At 50.6% G+C, this 11,800-nt stretch carries 13 protein-coding genes; 2 read left to right on the top strand and 11 right to left on the bottom strand.

Features of this window, described 5'->3' with window-relative positions:
- Nucleotides 1–457, top strand: a 457-nt coding sequence (locus tag ACFFK0_RS08105) for a DDE-type integrase/transposase/recombinase (RefSeq protein WP_377469582.1), incomplete at its 5' end; no start/stop codon positions are given.
- Complete coding sequence (locus tag ACFFK0_RS08100) at nucleotides 399–584, top strand: IS3 family transposase (protein ID WP_377469581.1); 186 nt, start codon at nucleotides 399–401, stop codon at nucleotides 582–584. The genes ACFFK0_RS08105 and ACFFK0_RS08100, both read left to right, overlap by 59 nt.
- Before the next feature lie 76 nt (nucleotides 585–660).
- On the opposite strand, the gene ACFFK0_RS08095 is transcribed toward ACFFK0_RS08100, so the two are convergent.
- The 11 genes from ACFFK0_RS08095 to ACFFK0_RS08045 form a co-directional block, all read right to left on the bottom strand.
- Nucleotides 661–1,119 (bottom strand): dTDP-4-dehydrorhamnose 3,5-epimerase family protein, encoded by a 459-nt coding sequence (locus ACFFK0_RS08095; protein ID WP_377469580.1) that lies wholly within the window; start codon nucleotides 1,117–1,119, stop codon nucleotides 661–663.
- The gene (gene rfbD / locus ACFFK0_RS08090) at nucleotides 1,109–1,978 is read right to left on the bottom strand and encodes a dTDP-4-dehydrorhamnose reductase (RefSeq protein WP_377469579.1); all 870 of its coding nucleotides are present in this window, start codon (nucleotides 1,976–1,978) and stop codon (nucleotides 1,109–1,111) included. The genes ACFFK0_RS08095 and rfbD overlap by 11 nt, the downstream gene beginning before the upstream one ends.
- A gap of 21 nt (nucleotides 1,979–1,999) precedes the next feature.
- The gene (gene rfbB, locus ACFFK0_RS08085; RefSeq protein WP_377469578.1) at nucleotides 2,000–2,992 is read right to left on the bottom strand and encodes a dTDP-glucose 4,6-dehydratase; all 993 of its coding nucleotides are present in this window, start codon (nucleotides 2,990–2,992) and stop codon (nucleotides 2,000–2,002) included.
- Entirely contained in the window at nucleotides 2,989–3,717 is a 729-nt protein-coding gene (locus ACFFK0_RS08080) for a sugar phosphate nucleotidyltransferase (RefSeq protein ID WP_377469577.1), read from the bottom strand. Before ACFFK0_RS08080 ends, rfbB begins: the two co-directional genes overlap by 4 nt.
- A 281-nt stretch (nucleotides 3,718–3,998) precedes the next feature.
- Nucleotides 3,999–4,472 (bottom strand): hypothetical protein, encoded by a 474-nt coding sequence (locus tag ACFFK0_RS08075; RefSeq protein WP_377469575.1) that lies wholly within the window; start codon nucleotides 4,470–4,472, stop codon nucleotides 3,999–4,001.
- 68 nt (nucleotides 4,473–4,540) lie between these two features.
- Nucleotides 4,541–4,795, bottom strand: a complete 255-nt coding sequence (locus ACFFK0_RS08070; protein ID WP_377469574.1) for a hypothetical protein — start codon at nucleotides 4,793–4,795, stop codon at nucleotides 4,541–4,543.
- A gap of 171 nt (nucleotides 4,796–4,966) precedes the next feature.
- Nucleotides 4,967–5,527 (bottom strand): GNAT family N-acetyltransferase, encoded by a 561-nt coding sequence (locus ACFFK0_RS08065; RefSeq protein ID WP_377469573.1) that lies wholly within the window; start codon nucleotides 5,525–5,527, stop codon nucleotides 4,967–4,969.
- 269 nt (nucleotides 5,528–5,796) lie between these two features.
- Nucleotides 5,797–8,775 (bottom strand): Calx-beta domain-containing protein, encoded by a 2,979-nt coding sequence (locus ACFFK0_RS08060; protein ID WP_377469572.1) that lies wholly within the window; start codon nucleotides 8,773–8,775, stop codon nucleotides 5,797–5,799.
- Between the two features lie 293 nt (nucleotides 8,776–9,068).
- Nucleotides 9,069–9,659 carry an FkbM family methyltransferase gene (locus ACFFK0_RS08055; protein WP_377469570.1) on the bottom strand — a complete coding sequence of 197 codons (591 nt, stop codon included), beginning with the start codon at nucleotides 9,657–9,659 and terminating at the stop codon, nucleotides 9,069–9,071.
- A gap of 388 nt (nucleotides 9,660–10,047) precedes the next feature.
- A complete protein-coding gene (locus tag ACFFK0_RS08050; protein ID WP_377469569.1) occupies nucleotides 10,048–10,896 on the bottom strand; it encodes a carbohydrate ABC transporter permease in 849 nt (282 codons plus the stop codon).
- A 5-nt stretch (nucleotides 10,897–10,901) separates the two neighbouring features.
- Nucleotides 10,902–11,795 carry a carbohydrate ABC transporter permease gene (locus ACFFK0_RS08045; RefSeq protein ID WP_377469583.1) on the bottom strand — a complete coding sequence of 298 codons (894 nt, stop codon included), beginning with the start codon at nucleotides 11,793–11,795 and terminating at the stop codon, nucleotides 10,902–10,904.
- Nucleotides 11,796–11,800 lie beyond the last annotated feature (5 nt).

Below are 11,800 nucleotides of genomic sequence, written 5' to 3'. Positions count from 1 at the left end.
GTCGATTATACGCCGTAAACGCAAATCGAAGCCACAGGGAGATGGTTCTGTTCCTCGGGTAACTGAAAATCTACTGCAGCGTGACTTTACAGCGGAAGTACCTGACCAAAAGTGGGTGACCGACATCACGCAATATGCGGTCGGAGATACGTGGTTGTACCTGTCTGCCATTAAGGACTTGTGTACCAAAGAAATCGTAGCGTATCAAATGAGTTCCCGCAACGATACGACGCTTGTTTTAGAAACCTTTAAACAAGCATTAGTGAATAAAGAAGACGTGACTGGTTTGATCGTTCACAGCGATCAGGGATGCCAGTACACGTCTCGTGCATACCACGACATGCTGCCACAGGTTGGCGCCCAAATCAGCATGTCTCGCCGCGGCAATTGTTTTGACAATGGCCGCTATGGAGAGCTTTTTCTCGCATCTCAAAGCGGAAGCGCTCTATCCCTATGATATACGAACCGTGGACGAAGCACAAAGAAGAATTGAGGAGTTTATCCGGTTTTATAACGAAGAACGGATTCAATTGGAATTAAACAAGCTGACGCCGTTAGAGTACCGACGCCAGCTCGCAGCCTAGGGCTTTTTTCAATGTCTACAAAATTGGGGCTTGACCAATATGCCTTGCGGAGTCTTGTCATCGTTTTATTCAACCGTTACCGGAACTTGGTTCTCCAGTCAAAGCCGATTTCCGGATCGTCGTACGCGATACGGTACTCATCGGGATTGCCGGGATCGTAGGCCTCGTTCGTAAAATAAACAATCGTTGCCGGCCTTGCCCCAAGAACCCGGTAACCGTGCGCAACGCCGCGAGGGATGAACAGCAAATACGGATTATCTTCCCCCATATAATACACATTCGTCTCTCCGAACGTAGGCGAATCCGGCCTTTTGTCATGAAGCACGACCTGCGCGTTACCAACCGGGAAATACCAAATATCGTCTTGACGCTCATGATAATGAAACGCTTTAATGACTCCCGGATAGCTCATCGACATCGAAGCTTGCCCGAAACGGCCGAATATCGCATCGTCCTCACGCAGCAGCTCCATAAAGAAACCTCTGTCATCGCAATGCTTGATCAGCTTCTTGATCGCTACCCCTTCAATGGGCATACGAATCCCCCTTAGCTTCATAATCGTTGCGGATAAAATCGTGCAGCGCCGACCTCCAGTCCCGCAGCCTGGGCAGTCCGCGAAGCTGGGCTTCCCTATCGGCGAATGCCGAGTGCTGCGGACGAGAGGCCGTCTCCTTCAAATCGTTCACGCTGACGGTCTTGATCTCGATACCGGATAGACCGAGCGCCTTCACGATTTCCAAACCGAATTCGTATCGGGAGCACCAGCCCCGGTTCGAGGCATGGTAAATCCCGTAGTGCTCGGTTTCCAGCAGCCGGCCGATCCATTCGGCCAAATCGAACGTATATGTCGGCGAGCCGAATTGATCGTTAACCAAAGTCAATTTGCGTTCCTGTAGTGCCTTGGCTGCAACCTTGGTGACAAAATTGTTTCCGTGCTTGCCATACAGCCACGAAGTTCGCACGATGTAATGACGCGCACAGATCGCCTTCGTAATTTGTTCGCCCAGCAGCTTGGAGCTTCCATACACGTTCAGCGGGTTCGGCTTGTCGGTCTCCGCGTACGGCGAGCCCTTTCGGCCGTCGAACACATAGTCCGTGCTGACATACACGAGCTTGGCTCCGGTCTTGTGCGCCGCCACCGCCAAATTCCACGCGCTGTGCGCATTGACCCGGTAAGCGCTCCAGGCATCGCCCTCCGCTTGATCCACGTTCGTGTAGGCGGCCGAGTGGACGATGGCGTCGGGCCGAAGCCGGTCCACGGCTTCTCGTACCGCTTCTTCATCCGTTACATCCAGCGCCTTCCTGTCCATAGCACTCAGTTCATGCTCAGGAGACAGTACACGTGTCAAATCTCGACCCAGCTGCCCGCCGGCTCCGGTAATCAACAGCTTCATGGAACCTCTGCCTCCCTTCGCTTATGGCAGCAATTGCCGGTATCGTCCGCTCAAAATATCCTGCCACCAATCCGTATGCTTCACGTACCACTGCAGCGTTTTCTTCAGTCCGGTATCGAAGTTCTCCACGGCGCGCCAGCCGAGCTCGTTCTCGATTTTCGCCGCATCGATCGCATACCGCCTGTCATGACCAAGCCGGTCCGGTACGAATTTGATTAAGCTGTCCGGCTTGCCGAGCTCCCGGAGTATTCGCCTTGCGATATCGAGATTCGTATGCTCGTTGCGGCCTCCGATATTGTACACTTGCCCCGGCTCGCCTTTGAGCAGAACCAGCTCGATCGCGCTGCAGTGGTCTTCCACGTACAGCCAGTCGCGAATGTTGCGTCCGTCGCCGTAGATCGGAATGTCTTCATTGCGCAAAGCGCGCGTAATAATGGTCGGGATGAGCTTCTCCGGGAATTGGTATGGGCCATAGTTGTTCGAGCAGCGGGTGATCAGAACGGGCAAACCGAACGTTTCGAAATAAGCTCTCGCAAGCAAGTCTGCGGATGCTTTGCTTGCCGAGTACGGGCTGTTCGGCGCAAGCGGCGTCGTTTCGCTGAACAAGCCTTCCGGGCCAAGACTGCCGTATACTTCATCCGTCGAAATTTGCACATACCGTTTGATCCGGTGATTCAGCGACGCTTGCAGCAAGTGCTGTGTGCCCGCCACATTCGTCTTCACAAACCGGCCGGGATCGCGAATGCTGCGGTCTACATGCGATTCGGCGGCAAAATGCACCACGTAATCGAATTGCTCCGTCTCAAACAACCGGTCGATCCATCGGCGGGCTGCAGCGTCCCCCTGGATAAACCGGTGCTGCGGACGATCCCGCAGATCCTCTACATTCGCCGGGTTCCCTGCATAGGTCAGCTTGTCGAGATTCACCACCTCATCTTCCGGGTGTTTGTCCAGCCAGTATCGCACAAAGTTGCTTCCAATAAAGCCCATGCCGCCTGTCACCAATAGCTTCATCGGCCGTTCCGCTCCTTGCCTTGCAAATAATTGGATGCATCAAGCAGCGAAGCGAATGTACCGGCGTCCGTCCACCAGCCCTGTAAAATTTCGTAAGTCAACGAACCTTCGGCGGCATAAAGATTGTTGACATCGGTAATTTCCAGCTCTCCACGGCGCGAAGGACGAATGCTCCGGATTTTCTCGAACACAGTCCCGTCATACATGTAAATCCCTGTCACACAATAGGACGATTTCGGCTTGGAAGGCTTCTCCTCAATAAGCTTGATCTTGTCGCCCTCCAGCTCCGGTACGCCGAATCGCCGCGGATCATCCACTTGCTTGAGCAGCACCTTGGCTCCCTTCTCTTGACGGGCAAACGCCGCCAAATAAGCGCCAAGCGAGTCGTCGAACAGGTTGTCGCCAAGCAGGAGGACGAATTTATCCTGCGGCTGAACAAAGCCTTCCGCCAAGCCTAATGCGCCGGCAATGCCGTCGGCGTCCTCTTGGACACGGAAAGTGATGCGAACGCCAAACTGATCGCCTGAACCTACGTAATCGCAATATAAACCGGCCGACTGCTTGGAGATCAGCAGCAGAATATCTTTCACGCCGGCTTCCGCCAGTCTCTCAATCCCATAATGGATCATAGGATATTTTCCTATTGGCAGCAGATGCTTGTTCATGATCGACGTCATTGGAGCTAAGCGAGTTCCTTTGCCCCCCGCAAGAATAACCCCTTTCACAACGGCTTCCCTCCCAAAGTGAACATATATATATCGACTGTGCTAGATTATGCAAACTCTCTGGGAAGGAACCCGACGAATAGCCCTTACTTTCTATAAAATGAGACACATATCTTGATAGAGAAATAGAAAAAATCCTTTTCCTAGGATTGAAGGCCGTGCTTCTTCATATCCGGGGAAAAGGATTTGAATTGTTGAATTCACCTCATGGCAGCTTCTTTCGTATTCGGTTCACGCCGATTGATCTTTAAAAGTACGTTAAAGCTTTCCAGACCGCCCACCTATCCTTTCCGTCTATATCTCAGGATCAGAATCGCCCCAGCAAGGACGAAAGCTGACAACAACAAGATGAGAGAAGCCGGCAGGACGACCCATGCAATTGAAGCCCATGCGAATAGTAAAGCGACTGGGCTAACGGATCTAAGCAAAAGGTATAAGATTCTTCCCGACCCTCTGCGATGAATCGGCGTTGCCTCGATTAACAGCAGCAAAGGATTACAAACCGTACCAAAGATCAAAGGAACGATAATATACAGCGGGAATGCGGCATGCTGCGCATATTCAAGCAAATACACAAACGCAGCCGCAAAGGCTTGAGTGAAAAAATCGAGATGCGCCGATTTCAATTTCCGCGGATTCGTAAATATTTTCGTCCATTGCGGCGAGCTTTGATAATGCACCGCAGCAAGCGGAAGAGACAAAATCAGCCCCAGCATAAATGAGAATAAGCCCCATTGTAAAATTTGCACGTTCATTGTTGTCCTCCTAAACATCGATATGATGCTGTAAGCATGATGTCCTGCCCTTTCATGTCTTTCGTTATCTACCACTTATCCATAACTTCTCGGTCAAACCAGCATGCCGCCCCGGCAGAAAGAAGTACGCACAGAAGAAAGCCGCTATAGGCTTCCGTTGGGATCGGCGAGCCTTCCAGGTTTACATCGCTTCCCCGAAATTCGATGCGTTGAACAGCATGCTTCGCAGTTAATACGTCCTCATGCAGCGCCAAATCCTCGAGTTGACTTTCAAAAATAAAACGTTTTGCATGGCGAGTGCCGCTGCCGATAAGAGGAAACATAACAAGACCAACTCGATCACCATGGATAGCGCGCTGCTTTTGGTTTCTATAGGAATAGTAACCCAGCTGGGGTCATTGATTTCCGCAAATAATGACGTACGCCCACGCAAAAATTTGCGTGCCCTGCGCAAATAAAAAAAACTGCCAGATTATTGGCAGTTTCACTTAACCTTACACCGAAACGTTCCATTCTGTTCTTAGTAACGAAAAACATCGCTGATCGGCATATTCCCCGTGTATTAGCGAATATCCGCGCAATATCCCTTCCTCGGTAAAACCCAAGCTTTGCAAGAAATTGATCGAAGGTGCCGCATCTACATTCGTAAACGCCTCTATGCGGTACAATCCTAATGTATGGAATCCGAAATGGATGACACCCTTCAGAACTTCTGTCATGTAACCTTGCCGCCAATACGGCTTGCTTAAATCGTAAGCAATTTCGCCGCGTGAACCACGATTCACTTCCCAGCTATTGAAGCCGCAAGTTCCGATCAAAGCATGATCGTCTTTTTTTACGATCCCCCAACGAAATGCCTTTCTTTCTTCAAACAAGCCGTTCATATAATGAATTAATTCCAAAGCCTGATTTGTATCCGTAAATGGCTCGATTCCCATATCCTTCGTAACTTCGCCATCGGAGAAATGCTCGAAAACCGCTTGTGCATCGGATACGGTCATCTTCCGTAAAATAAACCGCTCCGTCTCAAGTGTTGGAAAAGTATCTAGTTTCACCCAATAGCCTCCTGAATATAAATATATAGTTGTTTACACAGCAGTTCATCCGACTCCTAGCCTCCCGGCGTGTGGCTCCTTCGAGCCAGCCTTGAATAACTCCTGCTCTATTCGTCCATCGTCCCGGGGGTAAGCGAGTCTATTATAATACATTTTCATCGACAAGAGGAAAAGAACGTGACCAAGCTAATTTTATTGCATCCTGAACAAAACAAGCACCGGCCATCAACGCATCGACGGCGGGTGCTTTGTTTTGACTTCATATCGCGTTATTCTACATCTTCATCCGATAAAAATGGATAGTGCGTGCCGGGTCTCCCCCGCCTGTCATCATCCCTGATGATCACGTTGGCCTGATCGGCAGGACCTAATTTCGCCCCGTTGGATGGAGCGGAAAGCCGGATGCTGAAACGCTTCAACGGTTCTATTTTGTTATCGTCGATTATATGGACCTGAATGGCTTTGCGGACCTCCCCGGCGCCAAATGTCAACGTTCCTGATGCGGCTATATAATCTTTGCCCGCCAGAGCGGAGCCGTCTTCCGTTGCATATTGAACCGTCAGCTCGCCCTGAGTGCTGCCGGAGCGCTCCACAACCAGCGAAACAGCCGCACCTTCGTTCTCTGTCACGGTATAAAGCGGCTTATCGAACTGAAGCTTCGTATTCCGGCTATACCAGCTGTCATTATCTGCAATACGTACGGTTGCCTGTGCGATAGCGCCTAACACCGCGCCGTTCGTAGGATGGCTAAGGGAAATCGTGAAATACTCCGGCAGCTCGAGAGTCGCATTGTCCCGAATCGGAATCGATATCGTCTTGGACGTTTCCCCTTCGGCATAATACAGCGTACCGGTTGCCGCTTCGAAATCTGCGCCAGATTCGGCCGTACCGTTGATTGTGGAATAATCCACGCTGACCTCCCCATCCGAGCCGTTCGTACGGTTAATGGTTAAGGTTAATGCACCTTCTCCTTCTATAATGTCATATATAGAATTGTCAAATTCGAACTGACCCGGGTAACGCTCAGGCTGAGGATCGTTGTCGATAATCGTTACTTCCGACGAAGTAATAGCGCCCAGCTCGGCTCCGCCTGTCGGTGTGCCCAGCGATACGTAGAACGTTTCATTTCCTTCATATTCACTATCGTCCAGGATCGGAACCTCGATAATCTTTGCAGTTTCCCCCTCAGCGAAGCTTAGTTCCCCGCCCGCGCCGATAAAGTCGGAACCTTCAGCAGCGCTGCCGCCGCCAATCCCGTAAGGAACCGTCACCGTGCCGCCCGCTCCGTTCGTTCGGATTACCGACAAGACTGCGTAGGAGCCGGTCTCATCTACGGAATAGGAGGAAGCTTCCAGCTGCAGCTGCCCCGGCGGATCAGGGATCCATTGATCGTTATCGAGCACGGTCACATCGATACTCGGAATCGAGCCTAACGCCGCGCCGTTGGTCGGGTTGCTCAAGGTTACCGTGAAATTCTCGTTATTCTCGATTTCCGAATCGTCGTAGACCGGTATTGTAACCGTCTTGGACGTTTCCCCGGACGCAAAGCGAATGGTACCGGTCGCAGCTTCGTAGTCGCTGCCGCTGGAAGCCGATCCGTCGCTTGTCGAATACGTAACGGCTATGTCACCGTCATAGCCTTCCACCCGGTTCACGATTAGCGTAACTGTTCCTTCCCCTTCCTGGACCCCGGCATTATCGCTGTCAAACTCCACTTTCCCGTGCAGCGGAGCAGGCGTGTCATTATCGGCAAGTGTAATTTGTGCCGTTTGCCATTCGCCTAACGTCGCGCCGTTGGTCGGATTCGTAATGAAGACGAAAAACTTTTCTTCGGCCTCGATTTGGTTATCGTCGATGAGGTTAACCGTAATCGTTTTACTCGTTTCACCGTCCGTAAACGTTAAGGTCCCGCCGTTAAGCCCGTAGTCACTGCCGTTCATGGCGGTATCGTTCGTCGGATAATAGTCCACGCTGACTTCACCGGCAGATCCGAGCTCTCGCTTTACCGTTAACGTTAACGTACCGTCACCCTCGCCTGCTTGATAGTATACCGTTTCAAACTGGAGTTCACCGGCGCCGCTTGGCGGCGGATCGTTATCGGTAATCGTTACGGTCGAGCTGGTGATCGAGCCGAGACTGCCGTCGGAAGGCGGTCCGAGTGAAACATGGAACGTCTCGTCGCCCTCGTACTCCCCGTCGTCGTAGATCGGAACGTCGATAGCTTTCCAGGTCTCTCCTTCGTTAAAAGTCACCGAGCCGCCTACACTGCCGTAATCCGACCCTTCCGACGCGCTTCCGCCGCTGACTCCGTAAGGTACCGAAACCGTTCCGCCTGCTCCGTTCGTCCGGGTAACGATCAGCGTCGCCGACGTTCCTCCTTCGTTCACCGTATACGTTTCGGACTCCAGTTGGAATTGACCTGGAGGATCCGGCATCCAATTATCGTTGTCGATAATTTGGAAATCCGCAGACGGTGAATCTCCCAATATTGCTCCGTTCGTTGGATTGCTCAAAGCGATCGTAAAGCTTTCGTCGCCTTCGGTTTCACCGTCGTCGTAAATGACGATATCGACCGTTTTACTGATTTCCCCCGGAGCGAAAGTGACCGTGCTGTGAAAGGACTCGTAGTCGGACCCTTCGGTTGCAGAGCCGCTGACGGAATTCATTTCGACGCTCACTTCCCCGTCGGAACCGTCCGTACGAAGGATGGTGACGCCAGTAGAGCCGATATCTTCACCCGCGCTGTAATAAGAATGCTCAAGCGACAACCGGCCAGGTCCAACCGCAGCATCATTGTCGGTGACGGTAACGCCCGCCTTCGCGATCGAGCCGATGACAGCATTGACCGGATTGCTGAGTTCCACTTCGAACGACTCCTCCGATTCGTGCTGGGCGTCATTGATAAGAGGAACGACAATGGATTTCGAGGTTTCACCTGGCCCGAAGGTAAGCGTGCCGGAGGAGGCAATGAAATCGCTCCCTGCCACTGCGGTACCGCCCTTTGCTGCAAAATCGACGCTGACCGATCCGGATGTCGGATTGGACCGGGTCACGGTCATCACGACCGCTTCATCCGATTCGTCAACCGTATAATGAGGGACGTACAATGAGATCACATCGACTGCCTCGGCAGCCTGCACCGACGCAGCTCCGATTGAAGCCGGAGCAATCGACAGCAGGACTGTCAGCATCGACGTCAACGTCTTGCTGGCTCGCCTCTTTGTCGTAGGCGAAAGTGTCTTGCGCATAGGAAATGCCTCCTGTTTTGTGATTGATACATTATGTATCATAATGCTGTCAAAAAAATAAAACCCCTTTGATCAAAGGATTTACTACCATGATAATCCTTTTTCCCATTTATCCAATAGCTCAAGAATCGTGAATATTTTTCTACATCATCTGGATATTTAGTTCTAAGCCCAAGTGACTTGTCACGGTACATCTTGCCATTGCAAAAAAACTTCCTGCATTTCGAGACATGCCTTCATGCAGGAAGCCGATATTCGCAACGAGCGCCAGACGATCAATTGACCCCATAGACCTACGCCCAATTCAAATCGATATGAGTAATTCCTTTGGCCTGTATTTTTTTATTGATATTATCCAGTTTTTGCTGCATGTCGGGCATGAGCCACTCGTGGGTCTCTACAACGATTTTATCGATAGTGGTATGCAAATTCAGATCGATGATTTTGTCCAGCAGCTCAAACTCCGCCCCTTCAATGTCTATTTTTATCAGTTTGACTCTTCGATGAAGACTTTTGATAAATTCAGTTAAATCAATCACTTCAATATCTACATAAAAATTCGGATCAATGATGGGGTTATTGCCAAAAATCGAGGATGCAAACGCATACCCTGCCCGATCTATGATGGACCCGGGATGCAGATATAAGCGCATATGTCCATTTCTGTCCCAGACCCCCTTGTTCATGCAAACTACGTTCGGATACTGCATATATCTGTTCTGCAGGATTGCAAACATAGCCGGATTCGGTTCAAAAGCAAAGACGGTTGCGCCCCGCTCTGCCATTTTCCAAGTAACGTCCCCTGCATTGGCTCCGCAATCGATGGCGATATCTCCGGGTCCAAGGTTTTCAAACACTTCTTTGCTGTCCGGGGTCAGCTTCATCTTCAGGCATACCTCCTGTCCATCTCAATGACTTATTCATCAGTATGTCTGCTATGAACGAGATGGAACGGTATTTGACTTAACGTAGCGCCCGATCATCAGCACCCCATCAAAATTATTGATAAACAATCTCATGTAACCATTGTTGACACGTTTCGTAAATGGATCTATAATTTGACTTAACAGCACAACGTGGTGCTCACAATAATCGAGGCAAAGACGCCTATCCGATGCGGATAGGCGTTTTCTGTCTTTATGGGGAAGGAGAGAGCTCACATGAAATGGTTGTCCGAGTTAGGTAAGTTCCTCTTGTGTCTTCCGCTCGTATTGCGCTGGTACTGATAGGTTTTCTGACATGGCTACAAAGAGGGGGACTGAAGACCACGCCTTATCCCTTCAACCCGGTTGTACTGATTCCATCGACAATATATCTTTGGAAAATAAAAAATACGATAATCGGCGGCAGCAAAGAGAGGCTGGCCATGGCGAACATTGCGGACCAATCGGTTTGGGAGCTGGGGTCCGCAAACAGCCGCAGCGCTACGCTGACCGTGTACAGCTTCGGCTTGCCCAAATAAACCATGGCTTCATAAAACTTATCCCACGTCCAGTAAAATTCAAAGATCGCCGAAGTCACAAGCGCCGGTGTAACCAGGGGAATGATGATTTTGCTGAAAATACCGAAGCGGCTGCAGCCGTCGATCTTCGCCGACTCATCCAGCTCATACGGAATCGTTCGGATAAACTGCATGATGAGAAAAATAAAAAATGCGCTGCCGAAGAAGGTCGGTACCACTAAGGGCAAAATCGTATTCACCCAGTTCATTTGGTAAAAAATAATATATTGCGGGATCAGTACGATTTGCGAAGGCAGCAGCATCGTCACCATTACGGTCGCAAACCAAAACCCTTTGAAACGAAATTTGATTCGCGCGAAGCCGTAGGCGATCAAGGAGCATGATAATAAAGTGCCTAACGTAGAAAGCAGTACAATGAAGACCGTATTTGTAAAGAACGTTGCGAATGAAATTCCCGCAAAGCCTCTCCAGCCCCTTGCGTAATTCGAAAAGTTCCATATTTGGGGTATCAGGGAGTGGGCTTCGGCAAAAACCCGGGAAGCTTCCTTAAAGGAGCTGGAGAACATCCACACCACCGGATAGAGCGATAGCGCAGCGATGAGAGCGCATATAACGTGGAACCCGATTCCAGGCAGTAACGATTTGTGAGCTGTTGTCATATCCCTTACCCCTTCGACTCGTAATGAACCCAAGCATTCGACGTTTTGAATACGATTCCCGTAAGGATCGCTACGATCACGAGCAAAATGCAGGACAAAGCTGAGGCGTAGCCCATTTCGAAAAATTCAAAGCCTCTTCGGTATACATACAGCTGGTAGAACAACGTTTGGTCTAAAGGGCCGCCTCCGGTGATAATCAGACCTTGTGTAAACGTCATAAAACCGCCGATCGTTTGCATAACCAGATTGAAGAAAATGACCGGACTGAGCAGCGGAATCGTAACGCGAACAAATCGCTGCCAGCCGTTAGCGCCGTCCACTACCGCCGCCTCATAGTACGAGGAAGGAATATTTTTCAAGCCGGCAAGGAAAATCACCATCGGAGACCCAAATTGCCAGATAGCAAGCAGCACGATCGAGCCCAAAGCCGTATCAGGGTCCGCTACCCAAGATATGTCGGGACTCCAGCCAAACAGCCAGCCGAACAGCGAGTTGACGGCCCCCGTTCTGGAGAACAGCAGCCCCCACATGACGGCAACGGCGACACTGCCCCCGATAATGGAAGGAATATAAAATAGCGTGCGATACACGCCGATCAGCCGATGCTTCGTATTGAGCAGCAGCGCAATACCGAGCGCGACGACCAGACGGGCCGGCATCGCGACGAGTACGTAGAGGAACGTAACTTGTAAAGCTTGCCAAAACTTCGGGTCATTCGTCAGGATAGCCGTATAATTGTCTAACCCCAGCCATCTGGGGGAAGATAACAAATCGTACTTCGTGAACGAGAAATAAAGCAGACAAAGCAGCGGTATCAACGTAAAGGATACGAATCCGATAATCCAAGGCAAAATAAACATGTAGCCTGACGCATTTTCGAAATCCGAGCGTACCGTCATTTTTT

Source organism: Paenibacillus chartarius (assembly GCF_042432825.1).
Taxonomy (GTDB): Bacteria; Bacillota; Bacilli; order Paenibacillales; family NBRC-103111; genus Gordoniibacillus; species Gordoniibacillus chartarius.
This window is presented reverse-complemented; position numbering and strand designations above follow the sequence as displayed.